The 24,609-nt window shown below is 70.4% G+C and carries 16 protein-coding genes; 11 read left to right on the forward strand and 5 right to left on the reverse strand.

Annotated elements, in window-relative coordinates:
- Positions 1-69: 69 nt before the first annotated feature.
- Positions 70-1,083 carry a hydroxyacid dehydrogenase gene (locus ABZT06_RS05615; protein WP_355735241.1) on the reverse strand — a complete coding sequence of 338 codons (1,014 nt, stop codon included), beginning with the start codon at positions 1,081-1,083 and terminating at the stop codon, positions 70-72.
- Positions 1,084-1,366: 283 nt separating this feature from the next.
- Here ABZT06_RS05615 and ABZT06_RS05620 point away from each other — a divergent pair, with 283 nt between their 5' ends.
- The 7 genes from ABZT06_RS05620 (at position 1,367) to ABZT06_RS05650 (ending at position 12,471) form a co-directional block, all read left to right on the forward strand.
- Complete coding sequence (locus ABZT06_RS05620; RefSeq protein ID WP_355735244.1) at positions 1,367-2,716, forward strand: extracellular solute-binding protein; 1,350 nt, start codon at positions 1,367-1,369, stop codon at positions 2,714-2,716.
- A complete protein-coding gene (locus tag ABZT06_RS05625; RefSeq protein ID WP_355735247.1) occupies positions 2,713-3,711 on the forward strand; it encodes a sugar ABC transporter permease in 999 nt (332 codons plus the stop codon). The genes ABZT06_RS05620 and ABZT06_RS05625 overlap by 4 nt, the downstream gene beginning before the upstream one ends.
- Positions 3,708-4,565: a carbohydrate ABC transporter permease gene (locus ABZT06_RS05630; protein ID WP_355735249.1), complete on the forward strand. Its 858-nt coding sequence runs from the start codon at positions 3,708-3,710 to the stop codon at positions 4,563-4,565. The genes ABZT06_RS05625 and ABZT06_RS05630 overlap by 4 nt, the downstream gene beginning before the upstream one ends.
- Before the next feature lie 34 nt (positions 4,566-4,599).
- Positions 4,600-6,129, forward strand: coding sequence for a glycosyl hydrolase family 28 protein (locus tag ABZT06_RS05635; protein WP_355735252.1), 1,530 nt, complete (start codon positions 4,600-4,602; stop codon positions 6,127-6,129).
- Positions 6,126-9,479, forward strand: a complete 3,354-nt coding sequence (locus tag ABZT06_RS05640) for an alginate lyase family protein (RefSeq protein WP_355735255.1) — start codon at positions 6,126-6,128, stop codon at positions 9,477-9,479. Before ABZT06_RS05635 ends, ABZT06_RS05640 begins: the two co-directional genes overlap by 4 nt.
- 39 nt (positions 9,480-9,518) lie before the next feature.
- Positions 9,519-10,772, forward strand: a complete 1,254-nt coding sequence (locus ABZT06_RS05645) for an alginate lyase family protein (protein ID WP_355735258.1) — start codon at positions 9,519-9,521, stop codon at positions 10,770-10,772.
- Positions 10,773-10,884: 112 nt separating this feature from the next.
- The gene (locus tag ABZT06_RS05650) at positions 10,885-12,471 is read left to right on the forward strand and encodes a carboxylesterase family protein (RefSeq protein WP_355735261.1); all 1,587 of its coding nucleotides are present in this window, start codon (positions 10,885-10,887) and stop codon (positions 12,469-12,471) included.
- A gap of 18 nt (positions 12,472-12,489) precedes the next feature.
- Here the strand turns inward: ABZT06_RS05650 and ABZT06_RS05655 are convergent, their stop codons facing one another.
- The 3 genes from ABZT06_RS05655 to ABZT06_RS05665 form a co-directional block, all read right to left on the reverse strand.
- A complete protein-coding gene (locus ABZT06_RS05655; protein ID WP_355735264.1) occupies positions 12,490-13,545 on the reverse strand; it encodes a LacI family DNA-binding transcriptional regulator in 1,056 nt (351 codons plus the stop codon).
- 221 nt (positions 13,546-13,766) lie between these two features.
- Complete coding sequence (mmuM, locus tag ABZT06_RS05660) at positions 13,767-14,708, reverse strand: homocysteine S-methyltransferase (protein ID WP_355735267.1); 942 nt, start codon at positions 14,706-14,708, stop codon at positions 13,767-13,769.
- A gap of 83 nt (positions 14,709-14,791) precedes the next feature.
- On the reverse strand, positions 14,792-16,882 hold the full coding sequence (locus ABZT06_RS05665) for an autotransporter (RefSeq protein WP_355735270.1): 2,091 nt from the start codon (positions 16,880-16,882) through the stop codon (positions 14,792-14,794).
- A gap of 189 nt (positions 16,883-17,071) precedes the next feature.
- On the opposite strand from ABZT06_RS05665, the gene ABZT06_RS05670 reads away from it, so the two are divergent.
- Complete coding sequence (locus tag ABZT06_RS05670) at positions 17,072-18,148, forward strand: glycoside hydrolase family 43 protein (RefSeq protein WP_355735272.1); 1,077 nt, start codon at positions 17,072-17,074, stop codon at positions 18,146-18,148.
- A complete protein-coding gene (locus ABZT06_RS05675) occupies positions 18,145-19,554 on the forward strand; it encodes an RICIN domain-containing protein (RefSeq protein WP_355735275.1) in 1,410 nt (469 codons plus the stop codon). The genes ABZT06_RS05670 and ABZT06_RS05675 overlap by 4 nt, the downstream gene beginning before the upstream one ends.
- Positions 19,555-19,561: 7 nt before the next feature.
- Here the strand turns inward: ABZT06_RS05675 and ABZT06_RS05680 are convergent, their stop codons facing one another.
- Positions 19,562-21,244, reverse strand: coding sequence for a rhamnogalacturonan lyase B N-terminal domain-containing protein (locus ABZT06_RS05680; RefSeq protein ID WP_355735277.1), 1,683 nt, complete (start codon positions 21,242-21,244; stop codon positions 19,562-19,564).
- A gap of 193 nt (positions 21,245-21,437) precedes the next feature.
- On the opposite strand from ABZT06_RS05680, the gene ABZT06_RS05685 reads away from it, so the two are divergent.
- Both ABZT06_RS05685 and ABZT06_RS05690 read left to right on the forward strand, forming a co-directional pair.
- The gene (locus ABZT06_RS05685) at positions 21,438-22,478 is read left to right on the forward strand and encodes a rhamnogalacturonan acetylesterase (protein ID WP_355735280.1); all 1,041 of its coding nucleotides are present in this window, start codon (positions 21,438-21,440) and stop codon (positions 22,476-22,478) included.
- Between the two features lie 132 nt (positions 22,479-22,610).
- Complete coding sequence (locus tag ABZT06_RS05690; protein WP_355735283.1) at positions 22,611-24,305, forward strand: DUF2264 domain-containing protein; 1,695 nt, start codon at positions 22,611-22,613, stop codon at positions 24,303-24,305.
- Positions 24,306-24,609: the final 304 nt, after the last annotated feature.

Below are 24,609 nucleotides of genomic sequence, written 5' to 3' on the forward strand. Positions count from 1 at the left end.
ACGTGAACTAGCCCCCCGGCCAGGCGAAATAACCCCCGCCCGGCGAAGTGACCCCCGCCCGGCCGCAGCTCAAGCCACCCGCCCCATGTCCGCGTGCCGCACCTCATGCTCCAACCCCACCCCCGCCGCCACCCGCTCCAGCTCCTCCACCACGATGCGCCCCAGCCGCTCCAGCTCGTTCCCGAGCGAGCCCGCGATGTGCGGTGTGAGGAACACGTTGGGCAGCCGGTACAGCGGCGATCCCGCGGGCAGGGGTTCGGGCTCGGTGACGTCGAGCACCGCCCGCAGCCGCCCGGAGACCAGCTCCTCGGTCAGCGCGTCGGGATCGACCAGCGCCCCGCGGGACGTGTTGATGAGCACGCCCCCGTCCCGGATCAGCCCGAGCCGGTCCGCGTCCAGCATCCGGTACGTCTCCGGGATGTCGGGCGCGTGCAGCGAGACGATGTCGCTGTGTCTCAACAGGTCCTCCAGCGACACGAGTTCGGCCCCGAGGGCGCCGGCCTCCGCAGGACTGACGTACGGGTCGTGCAACAGCACCGTGAAGTCGAACGGCCGCAGCAGCTCCAGCAGCCGCCGCCCCACCCGGGACGCCCCGATGACGCCGACCCGCCGTCCCACGTTCCCGGTGGCCGCGGTCTGCGCGGGTGGCGGATACGCGTGGGTGATCCGGAACCGTTCGCGGTGGTCGAACGCGTCCTTCCCCCACAGCAGGATCATCGCGAGGGTGTACTCCGCGACCGGCAGGGCGTTGCCGGTGACCGCGCTGGAGACGGCGACGCCGTGTTCCCACACGGCGTCACCGACGAGTGAGCGGACCGAACCGGCGGCGTGCAGGACGGTCCTGAGCCGGGGCGCGGCGGCGAGGACACCGGTGTCGAGGTGGGGGCAGCCCCAGCCGGTGATCAGTACGTCGGCCCTGGTCAGGGCGTCCGCCGCGCGGGGGTCGGTGAAGTCCTGGACGACGAGCGCGGGGTCGAGGTCGGCGGCCTCGCTCAGCCGGGTCATCAGGGGTGGGGGGAAGAGCAGGGGGAGGTGTACGGGATCCATCGCGAACACGGCCCTGGGTGGCTGAGGGCTGGGCATGTCACTCCTGACACACTGAGTGGAAACAGTTTCTGAAAACGTCTTCTACGGCAGATCTACCGTAGGTCTGCCATCGAGCGGTGGTCAATCACTGTGGACGCCCGGATGACAACCGGTTTCTTCGCCGGTGCGATGTCGACGAGGTTACGCAGTCTTTTCGAAAGTTCGTCGAGCCTCTTGACGCCGTTTCCGGACAGGGCCGAAGCTCTGCCCCACACGCAGCAACCGGTTGTCCAACCGCCGCGGCGTGTCCATGAACGGACAGAGCAGGAGGTGGGGCGTCGTGCGCCCACATGCCGGTGCCGCGCTGAGCCGCCGCCGTTTTCTCTCCCTTTCCGCAGGCGGTGCCGTGGCGGGGTCGGCAGCGCTGAGCGGTTGTGCGATGCGGGTGTCGAGCGCGGTCGGTGGCTCCGGCGAGACCGTCACGGTGATGGCCAAGGCCGACGACCTCTCGCCTGAACTGATCAAGCAGGCCCAGAAGGACATCGGCGTCAGGATCAACACGGTGCTGTACAGCACCAGCAAGCTGATCGCGATGATGACCAACGGCAACCCGCCCGACCTGGTGCGCGGTGTCGGTGCCGTGGACGCCCCGTACTACGCGGCCCGGGGTGTGATGGAGGACCTGGACCCGTACTTCGCGAGGAGCAGCGTTCTCCGGCCGGACGACCTGGACCCGGTCAACGACCTGTGGCGCTACGACGGCCGCACCCAGGGCAGGGGCCCGCGCTACGGCATGGCGAAGGACTTCTCCCAGGACTCGATGTTCTGGTACAACACCGGGCTGTTCGACCAGGCCGGCGTCGACTACCCGCCCGAGCTGGACCCGGTCACCTACGAGGAGTGGCTGGACAAGGCCAAACGGCTCACCCGCCGCAAGAACGGCCAGACGACCGTGTTCGGCGGCAGCTACAACGGTGTGCTCACCCCCAACCTCCTGGCGAGCCTCACCGTGGCGGCCGGCGGGAACCTGTTCAACGACGACTACTCCCGGGTCGACTTCACCACCCCCGAGGCCCGCAAGGCACTCGGCTGGTACGTCGACTACTGCCGTACCAAGGTCGGACCCAGCATCATCCAGCCGGACCCCAACACCTGGGACGGGCCCACCTTCCAGGCGAACCGGCTCGCCATGTCGAACTCTGGGTACTGGCTCGGCGGTCTGATCAACGCGGACAAGAAGCTGGCGCCGCTGTCCCGGCTCGCCCCCGCCCCGTACTTCGAGGGCGGCCGGCGGGTCAGCCCCTGCCAGGCCGGCACCGGCTTCTGGATCCCGAGCAAGTCCCACCACAAGGACGCCGCCTGGCGGGTGTTCGAGTGGTTCTTCGGCGAGGCACCGGCCAAGGCGCGCGCCTCCGGCGGCTGGGGCATCCCGACCCTGAAGTCGCTGCGACCGCTGATGCCCGCTCAGGAGGACTACCAGCGGCGGGTGCTCAAGGTGCAGGAGGCCGAGCTGAAGCACTACTCGGTGATCGCCTTCACGCCGTACGCCGGCGCGGACTCGCTGCTCGCCCTCTTCAACCAGATCGCCCCGGCCGCCATGACCGGCGGCATGTCCGTCGACACCCTCGCGGGGCGCCTGAACTCGGCCATGAACGAGCAGCTCAAACGCGGTAAGGAGCAGGTGGCATGACGGTCGATCAGACAGCCGCGGCCGCGGCCACGGACCTCGGCCGCCCGGCGCAGGCCACCGCTGGGAACCGGCCACCGAGGCACACCTCCATGGTGGCACGCAGGCACCGCGCGTTCTACATGTTCGCCTCACCGTGGATCATCGGCTTCGCGCTGCTGACCATCGCGCCGATGGCGTACGCGCTGTGGCTGAGCTTCACCACCTTCGACGGCATCTCCCCGCACTGGCACTACGTCGGGTTCGGCAACTACCGCGAGCTGTTCTCCGACGCGCAGACCTGGCAGTCGCTGGGCCGCACGGGCCTGTTCGCGATCACCTCGGTGCCGCTGTCGATCATCGCCGGGCTCGGGCTCGCCGTACTGGTGAACCGGCCGCTCAAGGCGCGCGGGCTGTTCCGCACCCTGCTGTATCTGCCGGCGGTGGTGCCCCCGGTGGGCGCGGGCATCGCGTTCAAGCAGCTCTTCGACCAGAACTCCGGTGCCGCCAATGGGGTGTTGAACCTCTTCGGGATCGACGCCCTCGGTTGGCTCGCCGACCCCTACGCCCGCTACGTACTGATCATGACGGTGCTCTGGACGGCCGGAAACATCATGATCATCTCGCTGGCGGGGCTCCAGGACATCCCCCGCGAACTCCTCGAAGCGGCCCGGATCGACGGAGCGAGCGCCTGGCGGAGCTTCCGCAGCATCACCGTCCCGCTGCTGTCGCCGGTGCTGCTCTTCCAGACCGTGACCGGGGTCATCGCCTCGGTGCAGACCATCATGCCGCTGCTGCTGGCCCCCGACCCGACCCCGGCCGGCATCACCGCGCTCCCGCAGTCCACCTACCTCTACATGATGCACGTGTTCGCGGAGTACTTCGCGTTCGGCCGCTACGGCTACGCCTCCGCGCTGCTGTGGGTGCTCTTCGTCCTGATCCTCGTCGCGACCGGAGTGATCTTCAAGGCCACGTCCGGCGTGGTGTTCTACAACGTCGACCCGGAGGCGAAGAAGTGACCGCCACCACCGCCACCCCGAAGCGCGGTCCCCAGATCCGCGTCAACCGTCTCGTCCTCTACACGGTCCTCGTCGCGATCACCGGCCTGTTCCTCGGCCCCTTCGGCTGGTTGGTCGTCTCCGGCCTCAAGACCCCGGCCGAACTGGCGGCCTCACCCGTGCACTGGCTGCCCGACCACATCCAGTGGCACAACATCGCCGACGCCTTCAACCTCATCGACTTCCTCGGCTACGCCCGCAACTCCCTGATCATCGCGCTCATCTACGCCACCCTCGTCACCCTCAGCTCCGCCTGGGTCGGCTTCGGCTTCGCCCGCCTCGAAGCCCCCGGCAAGAAGAGCCTGTTCGGCATCCTGCTCGGCTCGATGATGCTGCCCCAGATGATCACCCTGCTGCCGACCTACCTGATCTTCGCCAAGCTCGGCATGGTCGACACGTACTGGCCGTGGGTGCTGTGGGGCCTGTCCTCCGCCCCCTATCTGGTCTTCCTCTTCCGGCAGTTCTTCGCGGGCCTGCCCCGCGAGCTGGAGGAGGCGGCGATCGTCGACGGCTGCGGCTACGCGGCCATCTTCTGGCGGATCTTCCTCCCGCAGTCCTGGCCGGTCCTCTCCGCGAGCTTCGTGATCGCCTTCACCTGGACCTGGGGCGACTACATCGCCCCGCAGCTCCTGCTGTCCACGGACCGCACCACCCTCGCGGTCGCCGTCATGTCCACCTACGTCACCTCGGCCGGCACCCCGGTCACCAACCTCCAGGCCGCGGCCTCGGTGATGTACGTCGTCCCGATCCTGCTGATCTTCCTCGTCGCCCAGCGTGGTTTCGTCGCCGGCATGTCGACGACCGGCCTCAAGTAGCCGTCCCCGTACCCCTGTTCGCAAGGAGTCCCGCATGAACACGCCGTTGTCCCGCCGTACGGCCCTCCAGGCGGCCGGTGCCACCGTGCTCGCCGCCGGTCTGACCGACCTGACGGCCACGGCGGCCCGGGCCGACGACACCGCCGGCGTCACGCCGAAGCTGGTGACCTACCCCCGCCCGGCCGCGATGCCGACCAACACCAGCTTCAAGGTGCGGGTCCGCACCGCCCCCGACGGCGATTGGCAGACCCTCGACATCTGGCGGCCCCAGCTGGGCGAGATCAACCCCACCACCGGCTCCAGCAAGACCTACAGCTCCTCGCTGGCGTACTTCGACTTCCAGGGCTCCGTCGAGGTCGAGGTCACCTACCTCAAGGGCGGCACCACCAAGGTGCGGGTGAGACCGGACTCCTACGGCATCAAGCCCGAGGTGCTCGGTGACACCCTGCGCTTCACGCTCGACCAGCCGCGCAATCTCGTGGTCCAGATCAACGACGACATCTTCGACTGTCTCCACCTGTTCGCCCGCGCGGTCGAGAAGAAGAAGCCCGCGCAGGACGACCCGGACGTCCTCTACTACGGCCCCGGCGTCCACACCACCGCCGACGGCACCCTGCTCGTCCCCTCCGGCAAGACCGTGTACCTCGACGGCGGCGCCGTCCTCAAAGCGACCGTGATCTTCCGGAACGTGGAGCACGCCGGGATCGCCGGCCGGGGTGTGCTCGCCGGGACCGCGGGCGGCGGGGCCCTGGTGGAGAGTTCGCGGAACATCTCCATCGGCGCCCTCACCGTGCTCAACCCGAACGGATACGCCGTCCAGCTGGGCGAGGCCACCGGCGTCACCATCAAGGGGCTCGGCTCCTTCAGCAACAAGGGCTGGGGCGACGGCATCGACGTCTTCTGCTCCAGCAACGTCGTCATCGACGGCGTCTTCATGCGCAACTCCGACGACTGCATCGCCATCTACACCCACCGCTGGGAGTACTACGGCGACACCACGGACATCACCGTCCGCGACTCCACCCTCTGGGCGGACGTCGCCCACCCGATCAACGTCGGCACGCACGGCAACACCGACAACCCCGAGGTCCTGAAGAACCTCCGCTTCAAGAACATCGACATCCTCGACCACCGCGAACCGCAGATGAACTACCAGGGCTGCATCGCCCTCAACCCCGGCGACTCCAACCTGATCAAGAACGTCCGGATCGAGGACATCCGGATCGAGGACTTCCGCTGGGGCCAGGTCATCTACATGAAGGTCATGTACAACACGAAGTACAACACCTCGGTCGGCCGCGGCATCGAGAACGTCTACGTCAAGAACCTCAGCTACACGGGCACGAACGCCAAGCCCTCGCTCCTCCTCGGCTATGACGCCAAGCACGCCATCAAGGACGTCACCTTCGAGAACCTGGTGATCAACGGGCTGGTCGTCGCCGACTCGATGAAGAAGCCGAGCTGGTACTACACCACGGACACGATCCAGTGGTTCTCCAACGAGCACGTGACGAACCTCAAGTTCCTCACCACCGCCGAGGCCGAGGCGGCCGCCGCGTCATGAGCACCAGCCTCCCCGGAACCGATCTCGCCCCCAGCCGCCGCAGCTTCCTCGGCGGCACGGCAGCCCTGCTGCTGGTGGCGGGCGCCGGCGGACTGCTCGCCCCCGGCACCGCCCGGGCCGCCGGACGCGCCGACGGCTCCCGCGCCTTCACCCACCCCGGCCTCCTGCACACCGCCGACGACCTGGCCCGCATGAAGGCCGCGGTCGCCGCGAAGCAGTCCCCGGTTCACGACGGCTACCTGGCGTTCGCCGCCCACGCGCGCTCCCGGTCGACGTACACCATCCAGAACACCGGCCAGATCACCTCCTGGGGACGCGGCCCCACCAACTTCCAGAACCAGGCCGTCGCCGACTCGGCCGCCGCCTACCAGAACGCCCTCATGTGGGCCGTCACGGGCGACCGCGCGAACGCCGACAAAGCCCGCGACCTCCTCAACGCCTGGTCCGCCTCCCTCACCATGATCACGGGCGCCGACGGCCCGCTCGGCGCGGGACTCCAGGCCTTCAAGTTCGTCAACGCGGCCGAACTGCTGCGCCACACCGGCTACGACGGCTGGACCGACGCGGACATCGCCCGCTGCGAGCGCTCCTTCCTGGACGTCTGGTATCCGGCCGTCTCCGGCTACATGCTCTACGCCAACGGCAACTGGGACCTGACGGCCCTGCAGACCATCCTGGCCATCGGCGTGTTCTGCGAGGAGCCCACCCTCTTCGAGGACGCCCTGCGCTTCGCCGCGGCCGGCGCAGGCAACGGATCCATCGCCCACCGCATCGTCACCGACGCCGGCCAGGGCCAGGAGTCCGGCCGCGACCAGGGCCACGAGCAGCTCGCGGTCGGTCTGACCGGTGACATCGCCCAGGTCGCCTGGAACCAGGGCGTCGACCTGTGGGGCTATGACGGCAACCGCATCCTCGCCAACTTCGAGTACGCGGCCCGCTACAACCTCGGGAACGACGTCCCCTTCACCCCGGACCTCGACCGCACCGGCAAGTACATCAAGCAGACCGTCTCCGCGACCGGCCGCGGCACCCTGCCCCCGATCTACGAGATGGCCTACGCCCACTACGCCGGCGTCCGCGGCCTCGACACCCCGTACACCGAGGCGGCCGTCTTCCGGGGCACCGGCGGCGCCCGGGTCGTCGAGGGCAGCAACGACGACCTGCCGAGCTGGGGGACGTTCGCCTACGCGGGGGCCACGGCACCCGCTCCCACCGCGCCGAACGCACCGGCGGGGGTGACAGCGGTGGGGGAGCGGGCCGGGATCACGGTGAGCTGGCTGCCCTCGACGTGGGCTACGACGTACACCGTCCTGCGCGCCACGCGCCCCCAGGGGCCGTACGTGAAGATCGCCACCGGTCTCGACAAGCCGACGTACACGGACAACCGGGTACGCGCGGGGCGGACCTACCACTACACCGTCATCGCCACCAACTCCCATGGCGGCAGCGGCGATTCGGCGCCCGCCTCGGCCACCGCAGGTCTCCCCGAGCCCTGGTCGACCCAGGACATCGGGGACGTGAAGATCCCCGGTGCGGCCGTCTTCGACGGTGAGCGGTTCGTGCTGGAGGCGAGCGGCACCGCCGACACCCACCGGCTCGTCCATCTGCCCCTGCGCGGCGACGGCACGGTCACCGCGCGGATCGTATGGCCGCTGAGCTCGCAGTACTCGAAGATCGGCGTCAGTCTGCGGGACTCCCTCGACGCGGACGCGGCCCACGCCGCCATGGTCATCCAGGGGCTGCCGCTGCACACCTGGAGCGGGGTGTGGACGGTGCGGCCGTCGAAGGGGGCCGCCGTCTCCGCGACCGGCAGCACACCGGTGCCGCCCTCGCAGCAGACGGCGATCACCACGGGCGCCGCCTTCCCGATCTCCGGCATCGGCGCCCTGCCCGAGTCGGCGACCCCGCTGGAGGCCCCGTACGTCGAGGCCGCGGGCGACGGCTACCGGCTGCGGAAGCCGTACTGGGTCCGGGTGACCCGAAAGGGCCGCCGCTGCACCGGCGCCATCTCCCCGGACGGCATCCGCTGGACGGAAGTCGGCTCCACCGAGGTCGCGTTGGGCCGCACCGCGTACGCGGGCCTGCTGCTCACCTCGTGCCTCGGCGTCGACGCGGACTACGCCGAGACCGGCACCGGCGCCTTCGACAACGTCACCGTGACCTCCGCCTCGGCGGGCGAGATCTGGTCCGTGCCCCAACCCGCCCGGACAGCCGGGGACCTGACGGCGAGCGCGGGCTCCGACGCAGTCGAACTGGCCTGGACCGACCCCGATCTCTCCGCCTGCTACAAAGTCCTGCGGGCGACGGACCCCGACGGCCCCTACGCCACCCTCGCGACCGGCGTCGGCCCGGTCGGGTCCGGCACCCGGATCCGGTACGCGGACGCCACCGGCACCCCCGGGACGACGTACCACTACGCCGTCGCGAAGACCAACGCCGCCGGGCGTGGCCCTCTTTCTCAAGCATCGTCCGCGACGATGCCGACCCCCGCCGTGCCCGAACTCACCTCGGCGGGTCAGGCGTTCGCGAACAAGGGGGTCGACTTCCAGCACGTCCTGCGGGCCTCCCACGAGCCCGCGCGGTTCACCGCCACCGGCCTGCCCGACGGCCTCCGCGTCGACAGACGCACCGGCCTGATCCACGGAACGCCCCGCGAGACCGGCGAGTTCACCGTCACCACGACCGCCGGGAACGCGGCCGGCGACGGCACCGGAACCCTCACCCTCACGGTCGGAACACCCCCGCCGTCCCCGTGGACCTATGGCGACCTCGGCGACGTGGTCCTCGACGACCGTGACTTCGGGACGCTCGGCGTGGCCGCGATCCTCACCCCCGGCAGCACCGCCCACGAGGACGGGACCTTCGTGGTGCGGGGCGCGGGCGTCGACCTGACCGTCAACAACCAGGGAATGACAGGCCAGTTCGTACGCCGGCCCGTCTTCGGGGACTGTCGGATCACCGCCCGGCTGGTATCCCGCACCGGGGCCACGGCCGGCCGGGCAGGACTGCTGATGGCCAAGTCGCTGTCGCCGTTCGACCAGGCGGCCGGAGTGATCGTCACCGGCGGCAGCACCGCGCAGCTCATGCTGCGCAAGACCGTCGCCGGCGCGTCCGCCTTCTCCGGCAGCGGCACCGTCCAACTCCCCACGCTGCTACGGCTGAAGCGCACCGGAACCGTCTTCACCGCGTCCGTCTCCGGCGACGACGGCGCCACCTGGACCGACCTCGCCTCCGGCGAGATCCCCGGCTTCGGTGACGCCCCCTTCCACGTCGGCCTGGTGGCCTGCTCCCGCAGCCCGCTGGCCCTCGTCACCTCCGAGTTCGACGAGGTGAGCATCACTCCCATGTGATCCACATCTGATTCCCCCCACGGAATGGAGATGCACAGCATGAGCCGCACATCCCCCCACGATCCCTTCCGGAAAGCCGAGTTGAGCCGCCGCGGTCTGCTCAGGACCGCCGGCGGTCTCGGCGCCGCGCTCGCCCTGGGAAGCGGCGCGTTCGCCGCCACCACGGCGGACGCGGCCCCTGCGACCTGGACCCACCCCGGCATGCTGCACAACGCCGGCGACATCAACCGGGCCAAGGTCAGGGTCGCCGCGGGCACCGACCCCTGGCTCTCCGGCTGGAACAAGCTGGTCGCCAACTCCCACTCCCAGTCCACCTGGACCAACCGGGCCACGGCGACCATCATCCGCGGCGGCACCGGCGAGAACTACTCCCTGCTCTTCAACGACATCGCCGCCGCCTACCAGAACGCCCTGCGCTGGCAGGTCGGCGGCACCGAGGCCAACGCCGCGTGCGCCGCGAGGATCCTCAACGCCTGGTCGACGACACTCACCTCGGTCACCGGCAACGCCGACCGGTTCCTCGCGGCCGGCATCTACGGGTGGCAGTTCGCCAACGCCTGCGAACTCATGCGCGGCTACAGCGGCTTCGACCTCGCCGCCGCCCAGGACATGCTGGCCAAGGTCTTCTACCCGCTCAACAACAGCTTCCTGACCAACCACAACGACGCTTGCATCACCAACTACTGGGCCAACTGGGACCTGTGCAACACGGCCTCGATCCTGGCCATCGGCATCCTCAACGAGGACAGCGCCAAGTACGACCAGGCCGTCACCTACTTCAAGTCAGGCGCGGGCAACGGCTCGATCGCCCACGCGGTCCCGTACCTGTACACCGACTCCGCCGGCTACGCGCTGGGCCAGTGGCAGGAGTCCGGCCGCGACCAGGGGCACACCGTCATGGGCATGGGCCAGATGGGCGCGATCTGCGAGATGGCCTGGAACCAGGGCGACGACCTCTACTCGTACGACAGCCGCCGCTTCATGAAGGCCGCCCAGTACGTCGCGAAGTACAACCTCGGCCAGGACGTCCCCTTCACCACCTACAACTGGGGCACCGGGCAGAACTGCGCCGCCTCCTCCCAGACCGTGATCTCCGCCGCCTCCCGGGGCCAGGTCCGCCCGGTCTGGGCGATGCTCCACTTCCACTACAACCGGCGTCTGGGCCTCGACGACAAGTACATCTCGCAGATGTACTACGACCTCGTCGCCCCCGAGGGCGGAGGCGGTGACTACGGCACCACCAGCGGCGGCTTCGACCAGCTGGGCTTCGGCACCCTGATGTACGCCAAGTAACCGCCCGTACGCCAAGTAGCCGCCGCATCGCGCTCTGCACCGGAATACCGCGCCGAAATGTGGTGCTCTGTTGTTCATGGTGCAGTAGCGCGGTGAGGAGGCTGGTGGGCGTATGACAGCAGTCCAGGCAGACCCCGTGGTGGGCACGCCGTACGGGGCCGTGCGCGGCCGGTTCGAGAACGGCGTCGCGGTGTTCCGGGGCATTCCCTACGCGGCCCCGCCCTTCGGCCGCCGTCGCTTCCGGCCGCCGGAGCCGCCCGAGCCCTGGGACGGGGTGCGCGACGCGTCCGTCTTCGGGCCGACGGCGCCGAAACCGCCGTACTCCGAGGCCTTCGCGCAGTACCTCTCCGATCCGTTCCTGCCCGGCGACGACTGCCTCAACCTCAACGTGTGGACGCCCGAGCCCGGCCCCGGGGCCCGGCTCCCGGTCCTCGTGTGGCTGCACGGTGGCGCCCTGACCAGGGGGTCCTCCGCGGTCCCGGTGTACGACGGGCGTGCCTTCGCCCGGGACGGCGTCGTGTTCGTCTCGGTGAACTACCGGCTCGGCGTGGAGGGCTACGGCCTCTTCCCGGACGCCCCCGCCAACCCCGGCCTGCGCGACCAGCTCGCGGCCCTGCAATGGGTCCAGGAGTCGATCGGTGCCTTCGGCGGCGACCCGGGGCGGGTGACGTTGGCCGGGCAGTCGGCCGGGGCGATCAGTACCGGCGCCCTGCTGGCCGCCCCGCAGGCCCAGGGGCTGTTCCGGCGCGCGGTCCTCCAGAGCGGGCCGCCCGAGGCGAGCGACCGCGACAAGGTGCGGCGCATGGTGCGCCGGATGGCCGCCCGGCTGAAGGTCCCCGCCACCGCCGCGGCCTTCGCCGACGTCGACCGTGACCTGCTGCTGCGCACCCAGGCCGAGGTGGGCCGGCTCAGCAGCCCGGTCCTCGGCGGTCCCGCGTTCGGGATCGTGGTCGACGGCGACCTCGTGCCGCGCGACCCCCTGGACGCCCTCACCGAGCCGGACGCCGGCGTCGCGAGGGACGTCGACCTGATGCTGGGCTGGACCAGCGAGGAGTACCGCCTCTGGCTCGTCCCCGGCGGACTCCTGGAGCGGGTCGACCGGCTCGGTCCGGTCGCCCTCGCCGGTGCCATGGCCCGCTGCCACTGCGGCTCCGAGGTCGTGCGCGGCTACCGGGCCCTGCACCCGGACGCCGGCACCGCCGAGATCGTCGGCCAGATGGTCACCGACCACCTGCTGCGCATGCCCCTGCACCGCCTGGCCGAGGCCCGACCCGGTGGGTCGTACGTCTACGAGTTCTCCTGGCCCTCCAACCGCTCGGACCTCGGCGCGTGCCACGCCCTTGAGCTGGGCTTCGTCTTCGACACGGGAGACACGCCCGAGTCGGCCAAGCTCGCGGGCGAGGGTGCCCCGACCGAGCTCGCCGACGCCATGCACGGGGCGTGGGTGCGCTTCGCCGCCGACGGCGACCCCGGCTGGCAGGCGTGGGACGCCACCCACCCCGTGCAGATCTTCGGCAAGGGCGACCCCTACCTCGCGTCCGGCCCCCGGGACGGCGATTTCGCGGTGTGGACGGCGGACCCGACCACCAAGGAGACGGCGCCCGTGTCGGAACCGGCGGAGGGCTGGCCCGCGCGTACGGCCGAGCTGCGCTCGGTCGTACGGCGGCTGCGGCGCTCGGGGCTCGCCCGGCGGCACTGACGGCGGTCCCGCCCGGTCTCAGGCGCCGGTCGCCCCGACCGAGTCCCTGACCACCACATGGGTGCCCAGCAGGAGGTGCTCGGCGGGGTCCTCCGCCGTACGGCCGAGCGCGGTGCGTACGGCGAGGCGGCCCAGTTCCTCGTAGGGGACGTGGACGGTGGTGAGCGCGGGGTGCAGGTCGCGGGCGAAGGGGATGTCGTCGTAGCCGGCCAGGGAGACGTCGCCGGGGACGTCGAGGCCGGCCTCGTGGAGGGCGGTCAGGGCGCCCGCCGCGACCATGTCCGTGGCGGCGACCACGGCCGTGAAGTCCAGGCCGTCCTTCAGGGCCCCGCGCATCAGGCGGTGACCGGAGTCGCGGGTGAAGTCGCCGTTCAGGACCAGCGCGGGGTCGGGGTCCAGGCCGCGGGCGCGGTGTGCGGCGAGATACCCGCGTTCACGGCCCTGCGCGGTGGTGTGGTCCGCCCTGCCGCCGAGGAACAGGACCCGTCGGTGGCCCTGGGACAGGACGTGGGCGACGAGTGCGTAGGCGCCGCCCTCGTTGTCGTACTCGATGACCGTGACGGGCGCGCCGGGGCCGAGCGGGGGTCTGCCGCACAGCACGAGCCGTGATCCCGCCGAGGCCAGCGAGTCGGCCATACGCCGGGTGCGCTCGCGGTACTCGACGGTGTCGGCGGCGCCGCCCACCAGGATCACGGCGGCGGCCCGCTGGGCCCGCATCATCTCCACGAACTCCAGTTCGTGCTCGACGTCGCCCTCCGTGCTGCACACCAGACACAGATGGCCCAGCCGGGTCGCCTCGCGTTCCACGCCGTGTGCCATCAGGGCGAACGAGGGCCCGGTGATGTCCTCGAGGACGAAGGCCAGGGTGGGAGTACCGACGCCCGCGATCGCCTTCGCGCGCGCGTCGGCCACGTAGTCCATCTCGCGTACGGCACGCATCACGCGCGTGCGGGTGGCCGCGCTCACCGGATACACCCCGCCGAGCACCCGCGACACGGTCGACGCGGACACCCCGGCCCGCGCCGCCACGTCCCGGATCGTGCTCCGGCTCGCGTCCTCGCTCTTCCTGGTCATCCTTCGGCCTCCCCCTCCGGAACAGCGGCAACACCGATGGAAACCGGTTCCCGAGCGGAGGCTAGCAGGGGGAAGGGGGTGCGGCTAAGGGGCAGGAGCGGGGGAAATCCAGGGGGCGCACAGCCCGCCCCTCAGGGGCGCGGGGAACTGCGCGAGCAACCACAACGGACCCGCGGCCGCCAGACGCCGGAAGCCTCATGGCGAGAAGGCGCACCGCCCCGCTAACGCAGCGCCCCCGCGATACCGGAGATCGCCTCGGGCCCCACCCGGCAGCACCCCCCGATCAGTCGCGCCCCGGTCTCCCGCCAGTCGCGTACCTGCTCCGGGGCGAACGACGAGTCGCCCTCCCACGCGCGCGTGCCGGCGTTCCAGGTCTCCCCACTGTTGGGATAGACGACGACCGGCTTGCCGGTGACCCGCGCGGCGGTCTCGACCGCGCCGGTCACGTCCTCGGGGACACAGCAGTTGACGCCGACCGCGACGACCTCGTCCGCGTCGGCGGCCAGGGCGAACGCCTCCTCGAGGGGCTGGCCGGCCCGGGTGCGGTCGCCCGCGACGGAGTAGGAGAGCCAGGCCGGGACACCGAGGCCGCGGATCGCCCGCAGCAGCGCCTCGGCCTCGTCGCTGTCCGGGATCGTCTCCAGGGCGAGGACGTCGGGTCCGGCCGCCGCCAGCACCTCGAGCCGGGGCCGGTGGAACGCCTCCAGCTCGGCCACGCTCAGCCCGTACCGCCCGCGGTACTCCGATCCGTCCGCGAGCATCGCGCCGTACGGCCCGACCGAGGCCGCCACGTACAGCGGCCGCGAAACGCCCTTCGCCGCCGCCTGGCGCGTCGCCTCGCGCGCCAGCCCAACGCTCCGACCGAGCAGTTCGGCCGCCTGCTTGCGCTCGATCCCGCGCTTGGCGAACCCCTCGAAGGTGGCCTGGTAGCTGGACGTGATCGCCACGTCCGCGCCCGCCTCGTAGTACGCGAGATGCGCCTCGGTGATCGCCTCGGGCCGCTCCGCGAGCAGCCGCGCCGACCACAGCTCGTCGCTCAGGTCGTGTCCGGCGGACTCCAGCTGGTTGGACATACCGCCGTCGAGCACGACCGGGCCGGCCGCGAGGGTCTCGGCGAAGGGGCGGGCGGGGACGTCGGGGACTTCGGGGGCGTCGCTGGTCATACCCCGACGCTAACCGAAGGGGCGCCGGAGGGCCCCGGCTGTCCGGTCCGCGAACACCGGGGCGCGCACTTCCCCGCGCCGCTTCAGGGCGCTGCGTGCCGCCGGGCGTGGCGCCGCTTGCCCCGCTTTCTGAGCGTGGGAGGCACCACCAGCCCGCCGAGCAGTCCGAGCGCCAGAAGGTACGGCCACCACCCCAACCCCTGGGCCACCGTCGCCGTCGTATGCGGCGTGGTCCCCGGCGCCGACGACGACGTATCCGCGCGCACGCTGGGCGAGGCGCTCGCCGTGACCGCGGCCAGCACGACGTCGTTGCCGTCGCCGCCCCGGTAGGTGATCCGGTACGTCGTGTCGGCGAGCTTGAGTCGCGTGCCCTCCTTCAGGCCCTTGAAGGCACCCCCGGTCTTCGACGTCCCCTGGTTGTCCAGCACGGTGATCTGGCGGGCGGGAGCGGTGCCGGCGGCCGAGAAGTCGAGGGCACCGGCGAGCCGTACCGGGCCCGTCACCTTCAACGGGCCGCGTCCCAGGACCAGTTCACCCTTGGCGCTCTGCGTGTAGCCGCCGGAGACCGTGAGCCCGCCCGCGACCACCCCGTCGTTGGTGACCGCGCCCTTCACCGTGCCCCTGCCGGTCAGCGAGGACACGACCCTCAGCCCGGCCGTGCCCGCGTCCAGCCGCGAACCCGTCGCGGTGAGCCGGATCCCCTTGCTGTGGGCGAGAGTCGCTCCACCTCGCAGGGCGAGCGTGCCGTTCTGGACCGTCGTCGTCCCCGTGTACGTCACCGCGCCGCCGCTCAGTGTCGCCGTCGCCCTGCCCGCCTGCGTGAGGGAGCCGCTGCCGCTGATCCGGGGCAGAGTCAGGGGCCTGGTCGTGTTGTCGAGCACCAGTGAGCCGTTGTTCACGATCCGGTAGTGGCCGCCCCCGGTGTAGAGCCCGCCGTCGCCGCCCGGCCTGCCGCTGCCGAGGCGGAGCACGGCGCTCTTCTCGACGGTCGTGGAGCCGTCGTAGTACTGGGCGGCCGCGAAGGTGACGTCGTTGCCCCTGGTCCCCTTGATGACGATGTCACCCGCGCCGGGCGCGGACAGGGTGTCGTGGAAGCGGCCGCCGCCGATGGGGGCGCCGAGGGTCACCGGCCCGTTGTAGTCGAAGGTCAGCTGTGAACGGGAGCGCGCCGCGAGGAGGTTGATGTACACGGTCTCGGCCGTGCCCGGCATGAAGATTTTGCTGGTCGTCCCGTCGCCCCACTGGACGTTCGCGCCCTTGATGTTGGTGCCGCGCTTGTTGACGTTCCTGGCGGCCGGCGTCCAGTTCAGGGCGGGGTCGCTGAGCGAGGGATCGGTGTCGCCGCCCTGGTTCGACCAGCTGTACTGACCCGTGAGGATCACCTTGCCGCCCGGCCGGGACTGGACGTTGATGTCGCTGCCGTACTCGCGCTGGTAGAAGTCCATCCGCTGGGTGACGGTCCGGCCCACCGGCGTGTCCACGGTCCAGGTGCCCTGGTTGAGCACCTTGCGCAGGCCGGGCAGCGCGGTCGCGTACTCGGGCCGCCCGGCGTTGGCCTGCGTGCCGTTGTCGATGACCCCGGAGAACGGGCCGGACGTCAGGTCCCATGTCCCCCAGAGGAAGCGCGGCTGGGTGATCAGGCCGGAGCCGCTGACGGTGCCCAGGTTGTAGGCGCTCTTCAGGGACAGCCGCAGAGTGCCGTCGACCCGGATGTTGTCCTGGTTCAGCCGGAACGCCGGGGTGTTGTACGGGAAGTGGCCGATCAGGCCGGTCGTGCCGCCGTTGCCGTACTGCAGGGTCGCCCCGCGCTCGACCGTGATCGCGGGCGGGTCCGGGCGGGCCGTGGTGACGTACGGATGGTTGCCGCCCAGCGTCCGCACGGACTGCCGCTGCCGTGACGCGGGCAGCGTGAAGTCGCTGTCCTTGGTCAGGATCAGCGTCCCGGCGCCGCGCACGGTGAGCGTCCCCTCGCCGCGGAACACCCCGTCGTACGTCGTCGTCCCCGCGGGCACCGTGACGACCGTGTCGCCGGTGAGCGTGACGTCGCGGTCGGCGAGGACGTCGGCCGTGACATCACGGGAGCCGGCGGCCAGGGCCGGGGAAGCGGTGATCATGAGGGCGGCCGCCGCCAGGGCGCCGGCGGCCGCTGCTGTTCTGTGGAAATGGCTGCGCACATGACCGGAGACGGGCGGGGCGGAGGCCGATAACAGAAAACCGAGAACAGAAAGCGCCTTCTCTTAGTCGCGTCCGACCCGTTGACCTCCTGGTTCCCCAGCCGTACCTTTCGGCTGTTCGCAATAACAACAGATGTTCTCAATATCGAACATCGCTCTCAGGACACCCCCACCCGAGAGGCAGTCCGCATGAGCCGCGCCCCCGACGTCCCCCACCGACGACTGCTGCTGAAAGGTGCCCTGGCCGCGGGCGCCCTGGCCGCGACCCCCACCGCCGCCGAAGCCGCCCCGCACCCCAAGAAGGCCGCGCCCTTCGTGAACCCGCTCGTCCGCCACCGCGCGGACCCGTACATCCACCGTCACTCCGACGGCTACTACTACTTCACCGCCACCGCCCCCGAGTACGACCGCATCATCCTGCGCCGCTCCCGCACCATCGACGGCCTCGCGAGCGCCGACGAGTCCGTCGTCTGGACCAAGCACCCGACCGGGGTCATGGGCGCCCACATCTGGGCGCCGGAGATCCACCGCGTGGGCGGCAAGTGGTACATCTACTTCGCCTCCGCGCCCGCCGAGAGCGTGTGGGACATCCGCATCTGGGTCCTGGAGAACGCCGACCCCAATCCCTTCAAGGGCACTTGGGTGGAGAAGGGCCAGATCAGGACGGCCTGGGAGACCTTCTCCCTGGACGCCACCACCTTCAGCCACCGGGGCACCCGCTACCTCGCCTGGGCCCAGCACGAGCCCGGCCTGGACAACAACACCGGCATCTTCCTGTCGAGGATGGCGAACCCGTGGACCCTGACGGGCCCGCAGATCAGGCTCTCCACCCCGGAGTACGACTGGGAGTGCGTCGGCTACAAGGTCAACGAAGGACCCGCCGTCATCGCCCGCCACGGCCGCCTGTTCCTGTCCTACTCGGCCAGCGCCACCGACTGGCACTACTGCATGGGCCTGCTCACCGCCGACGCGGACGCCGACCTCATGGACCCGGCGAGCTGGTCCAAGTCACCGACCCCCGTCTTCACCAGCAACGACACCACCAGGCAGTACGGCCCCGGCCACAACTGCTTCACCGTCGCCGAGGACGGCCGCAGTGACGTCCTCGTCTACCACGCCCGCCAGTACAAGGAGATCGTCGGCGACCCGCTGAACGACCCCAACCGTCACACCCGCGTCCAGAAGCTCAACTGGCACGCGGACGGCACCCCGGACTTCGGCATACCGGTGGCGGACACCGCCCCGGACACGGAGGTTGCGTCATGAGACGTGCTCACGCGGTACTGCTCGCCCTGTGTCTGGCCCTGGCCGGCGCCCTGGTGACCGCCGGTCCGGCCCAGGCCGCGGCGCTGACGATCCCCAACGGCGTCCAGTTCACGGACACGTCGGGCAATCCCCTGCACGCCCACGGCGGCGGGGTCATCAAGGTCGGCTCCTACTACTACTGGTTCGGCGAGGACCGCAACGCCGACAACACGTTCCGGTACGTGGACGCCTACCGCTCCACCGACCTGAAGAACTGGGAGTTCAGGAACCACGTCCTGACCCAGTCCAGCGCCTCCGAGCTCGGCACCGCCTACATCGAGCGGCCCAAGGTCATCTACAACGCGTCCACCGGCAAGTTCGTGATGTGGATGCACAAGGAGAACGGCACCGACTACAGCGAGGCCCGCGCCGCTGTCGCCGTGTCGTCCACGGTCGACGGCACCTACACCTACCAGGGCAGCTTCCGCCCGCTCGGCGACAACATGTCCCGGGACATCACGACGTTCGTCGACACCGACGGCACCGGCTACATGGTCTCGGCGGCCAACGAGAACTACGACCTGCACATCTACAAGCTGACCGCCGACTACACCGGCATCGCGAGCCTCGTCGCCAACCCGTGGGTGGGCGGTCACCGCGAGGCCCCGGCGCTGTTCAAGCGGGGCGGCGTCTACTTCATGCTGACGTCGGGCGCGACCGGCTGGAGCGCCAATCAGCAGCAGTACGCCACCGCGACCTCCCTCGCCGGCCCGTGGACCTCGATGGCGAACGTCGGCGACTCCACGGCCTACAACTCGCAGACCGCGTACGTCCTGCCGGTGCAGGGGACCTCGGGCACCTCGTACCTCTACCTGGGCGACCGCTGGGGCAACTCCTTCGGCGGGACCGTCAACGACTCCCGTTACGTGTGGCTGCCGTTGACCTTCCCGACCTCCACCACGATGTCCATGTCCTGGTACCCGGAGATCAGTATCGACGCGGCCGCCGGGACGATCGCCGGCACGAGCGCCACGTACAACACGCTGGTCTCCCGCAACAGCGGCAAGTGCGCGGACGTCGCCAACCAGTCGCTGTGGCAGGGCGTCGCGATCAGCCAGTACACCTGCAACAGCGGCGCCAACCAGAAGTGGTGGTTCAAGAACCTCGGCACCGGCTACTACCAGCTGGTCGGCCGCGGCAGCTCGCTTTGCCTCCAGGAGAACGCCACCAGCGTCACCCAGGAGAACTGCGGCAGCGCGACCACCCAGCAGTGGTCGGTGGTCACTTCGGGCTCCTACGTGAACATCAAGGCACGCGCCACCGGTGAGTGCCTTGACGTGAACGGCGCGTCCACCGCCAACTCCGCCGCGATCATCACGTACACGTGCAGCGGGGCGACCAACCAGCAGTGGACGCGCGGGACCTGACATCCACTCAGGAGAGCAGGTCGATCGCGTCGATCGACGTGCCCGCGCTGAGATAGGCCGTCGACCCCGAACCGCTCACCACGTTGATCTTCAGCACGTTGTACTGGCCGGTGTCCGTGAGCCAGGCACTGGCCGGAACGCTGTAGGTGAACGTGTAGTTGTTGCCCCGGTAGGACCCGTTGGTCAGGGACCGGGTGCTCGGCTGCGTGGGCGGGGAGGGGATCGCCGACGTCCAGGTGTCGTTGACGACGACCTGCGGCCGCCCGTTGGCGTAGGCCGTCGTCACCCCGATCCGCAGGGTGTGCGCGGCGGCGGCCTGGGCCGCGGTCAGCTTGAAGTACACCAGCAGACCGCTGTTGACGTCCTTCCAGAGGTAGCAGGGGAAGGCGGAGGTCTCGGTGCCGCTGCCGATCACCACGTTGCCGGTCCAGGAGGAGGCACGGACGTCGGACGGATGGGCGTACGTCATCAGGTCGGCGTTCTTGAAGCCGCTCGGCGTGCCCGTCCAGTCGTTGATCCGCCAGATCGCGCCCGCGTTGCTCGGGTCGTTCGAGGACGGGATCGCGATCGAGTTCAGGGTGGTCGTCCCGCCGGCGGTCACCGTCACCGAGGTGGTGTAGACGGCGAGTTCGCTCTTGAAGACGGTCAGCGTGTACGTCCCCGGAAGGAACCCGCCGATGGAGAAGTAACCGTCCGAGGAGCGGGCCGAACCCCAGTACTGGGCCGCTGAGTTGGCGAGCCCGACCGTGTACGGGTACGCCGTGTTGCGCCCGGTGATGCCGACGCCCGCGACCTTGCCGCGGCCGCCCGAGGCGACGTAACCGGAGATGCCGAGCGAGTCCGCCCAGGAGGTGGTGAGCGTGCCCGGGAACAGCGAGGAGGAGGGCGCGCCGCCGTCCGTGAGGGCGATGACGTACGGGCCCTGGAGGCCGAAGCGCTCGTCCTCGGTCTGGTTCTGGGCGTAGTGCAGGATCTCGTACAGGCCGCCGCCGTCCGCGCTCTGGTGGCGCAGCAGGGAGCGGTAGAAGGGGCCGCCGGAGGCCTTCTCGTGGTTGGAGCGGACGATCCACAGGCCGACGCCGTTGGCGCTCCAGCCGATGTAGTTGTAATCCATCACCCGCAGCTTCGAGTAGTGCTTCGAGCGGGTCTGGCCGTCGGACTTCGCGAAGACGTCCGAGGCCTCGATGGTGGTGGGCGCGTAGGTGTAGGAGTCAGGCTCGTCGTTGAGGAACAGACCGGCCTTGACGCGCAGGATGAAGCGGGTGGAGGCGACCGAGGTGTCGGCCCGGTTGGTCCACAGGTAGACGTTGTTCTCGCCGCTGCGGGCCGCGTAGTAGTGCCGGAGCGTGCCGTAGGCGACCGAGATCAGGATGGTCGTCCCCGACTGCTTGATCGTGACGGTCGAGGTGCCGAGGCCGGACTCGATGTGCGAGTTCTTGCCGCCGTAGCCCTGGTACTCGGTGCCCTTGTAGACCAGCGAGGTCAGGTCGCCGTTGGTCTTGCTGACCTTGAAGACGAGGTTCGCGCCGGTGTCGACGACGTAGTTCGAGCCGTCGTCGGAGTAGCCGAAGCCGGCGGCGGACGCGCCCTGGGCGAGCGGCCCGGCGAGGGTGGCGGTGCCCGCGGCGGCCGCGGTGCCGAGGACGAAGGTGCGGCGTCCGACCGGGCGGTGCACGGCGGATTCGGACATGGGGGTGCCTCCTTCGAGACGTGTGGGGGTGGTGCGGGTGCTTTGGAGAGTGACAGTTGAATCGATTTCGCGAAAGGGCTTTCGCGCACTGGAGGTTGGCGGTCTTGTGAAATCTGCGCAGGGGCTAGAAAGCGCTTGCCGATGGGGGTACGGTCCAGCCGCCAGGCCTTGTCGTCCGTCTGAGGAGCCTCGAATGAGACGTTTCAACCTCGCCGTGCTGGCGGCGGTCACGCTGAGCACGGGCCTGACCGCCGTACCGGCGCAGGCGCACTCCGGCCGCCCCCTCGGCATCGGGAACTGCACCACCGCCGGCTGCCACTTCGACGTCCCGCCGGGAACGTACGACGTGAAGGTCCTCCTCGGCGGCGACACCGCGTCGAGCACCGCGATCAGCGGAGAGACCCGGCGTTCACTGCTGCCGGAGACGGCGGCCGCGGCCGGCGAACGGGTCGCCCGCAGCTTCACCGTGAACGTCCGCACCCCGGAGGGCGAGCCGACCGGCCCCGACGGCACGCCCGGCCTGGACCTCGCCCTGGGTGGTTCGGCCCCCGCGCTCGCCGACATCTTGGTCACCCCCGCCCGGCACACCCGCCAGATCTTCCTGGTCGGCGACTCCACGGTCTGCGACCAGCCCGGCGACCCCTACTCCGGCTGGGGCCAGCAACTGCCGCAGTACCTGCGCAAGGGCGTGTCCGTGGCCAACTACGCCGACTCCGGCGAGAGCACGGTGACCTATCTGGCCGAGCCGCGCCTGTGGGCCACGGTCCAGCCGCTGATCCGCCCCGGCGACCTCGTCCTCGTCCAGCTCGCCCACAACGACAAGACGACGGACGGGGCGACGTACCGGGCGAACCTGGAGACTCTGGTCGCGGGTGTGAGGGAGAAAGGCGGGAACCCTGTCCTCGTGACGCCCATCGTGCGACGCTGGTTCAACTCGGACGGCACGCTGAACAACGGGACGGCCCTGCTGGTCAACGGCCTCGGGGTGGACCATCCCGCGGTGATCCGCTCGGTGGCCGCGGACGAGGACGTCCCGCTGATCGACCTGACGGCGAAGACGAAGACGCTCGTGGAGTCCTTGGGAGTGGAGGGCTCCAAGGCCATCTACCTCTACAACGAGAAAAAGGACAACACCCACACCTCCGTACACGGCGCCACCGTGTACGCGGGCCTGGTCCGCGACGAACTGGTCGCACAGGGACTGGTGCCCGCAGGGCTGGTGCGGGTGGGATAGACGCCTGGGGCGTCCCGACCGGAACCGGGGCGCCCCAGGTCTGTGCTGCGAGCCTGCGTGTCGAAAAGTTGCGAGCCCGCATGCCGAACAGTTGCGAGCCTGCGAGCCTGCGAGTCGAAAAAGAGAGAACCGATGCAGCTGCCCCCCGAGGACCGCACCCTCAGTCCCCGCACCGGCTACACGCGCGCCCACTGGGAGGCCGCCGCCGACGCCCTGCTCGCCGCGGTCGAGCCGTACGCCACCGGGGACCGCGCCCTCTACCACCTCCCCGGCGACCGCCAGAGCTGGTCCGGCCGGCTCTCCGACGGCCTCGAGGGCTACGCCCGTACGCTCCTGCTGGCGGCCTTCCGCCAGGACGCGACCGCGCTGGAGCGCTACGCCGACGGACTCGCCGCCGGAGTCTCGGGGGTCTGGCCGCGTATCGAGGACCGCAGCCAGCCGTTGGTGGAGGCGGCGTCGATCGCCTTCGCCCTGCGGATCACCAAGCCGCTGCTCTGGGACCGGCTGGACGACGCCGTGCAGCAGCGCGCCGCGGCCTGGCTCGGCGACGCGCTCACCGCCGAGGCCTGGCCCTGCAACTGGGAGCTCTTCCCGGTCACGGTCGCCGGCTTCCTGTCCTCGCTCGGGTACGAGCCGGAGGCCTCCCGCAAGGCGGTCGACCGCGGCCTGGAGCGCATCGAGCAGTGGTACGTCGGAGAGGGCTGGTACACGGACGGCGACGGCCGCAAGTTCGACTACTACAACGGCTGGGCCATGCACCTCTACCCGGTGCTGCACGCCTGGCTGGCCGAGGACGACCGGTTGCTGGAGCTGTACGGCGGCCGTCTCTCCCGCCATCTCGAGGACTACGCCCGCCTGTTCGGCGCGGACGGCGCCCCGATGCACCAGGGCCGCTCCCTGACGTACCGCTTCGCGACCACCGTCCCGCTGTGGCTGGGCGCGCTGACGGGCCACACCCCGCTGCCCCCGGGCGAGACCCGGCGGCTGGCCTCCGGAGCCCTCAAGTACTTCCTGGACCGGGGCGCGGCGGACTCCCGGGACCTGCTCACCCTCGGCTGGCACGGCCCCGACCCGGCCGTCCTGCAAGGCTATTCGGGCCCGGCATCCCCGTACTGGGCGAGCAAGGGCTTCCTCGGCCTACTCCTCCCGGCGGACCACGAGGTGTGGACGGCGGTGGAGGAACCGGGCCCGGCTGAGCGCTCCGACGCGGTCACCTCGATCGCCGCCCCCAACTGGCTGCTCCAGTCCACCGTTTCCGACGGCGTGGTCCGCCTCCACAACCACGGCAGCGAGGACGTCCGTTACGACCCGTACTACACCCGCCTCGGGTACTCGACGGTGACGGAGCCCTCTTCGTCATACGACAACAGCGTGATCGTGGGCGGTGATCCGAGCCGTACGGAGATCGAGCCCTTGGGCGTGGGGGAGGGGTGGGCGGCCTCACGGCACGTGGCGGGCGGAGGCGCCCGGGTCTCCAGTGTCGTGCTCGCGCGGGGCGCCGTGGAGGTGCGTGCCTTCCTCGTCTCCGGGGCCGAGTCCGGGACGCCGGTGCGCGTGACCGGATGGGCCGCCGGGGACGGTGTCCGGGCCGAACTGCTCCCCGCCGTCGGCCTCGACGACGAACTCGCCGGCGTCACCGGGGAGGGGGCGGCACTCTTCGCCGCCGTGGCCCGGCTGACGGGCGAGGCGGATCCCGTGCCGTTGTGCGATGCGGTGTCCGTACAGGCCTATGAAGGGCGGGAGTTGGGGGTTCGCTGGGGTGCCGGCGAACCCGAGGTGCGGGTGTGGTTCGGTGACGCAGGGGTGGAGATCTCGCCGCCCTTGTGACGCGCCGTCTCACGGGATCAGCGGCAACGTGCCGCTGGTGGCCCGGCATTCGAGGTCGCGGTGGGCCTGGACGGGCGTCCTTGAGCGCGCTGCCGGCGTCGGCGACTCTGTGCTTCCCGAAGCCTTCCGGCCGGACGGGCCGCAGGCTTCGGGTCAGAAGAAGAACAGCGGTGCGAACACGCTCGCGTAGCCGAACGGGGCGTCCCGAGGAGCGCAGGATGCGTCCCTCGTCACCGCGGCAGGACACGATCACATAGGGTGCGATCGCTCTGGAAACGCATGCGCGAACCCGCTCCAGCCACTT

Source organism: Streptomyces sp. NPDC005483, from assembly GCF_040606035.1.
Classification (GTDB): domain Bacteria; phylum Actinomycetota; class Actinomycetes; order Streptomycetales; family Streptomycetaceae; genus Streptomyces.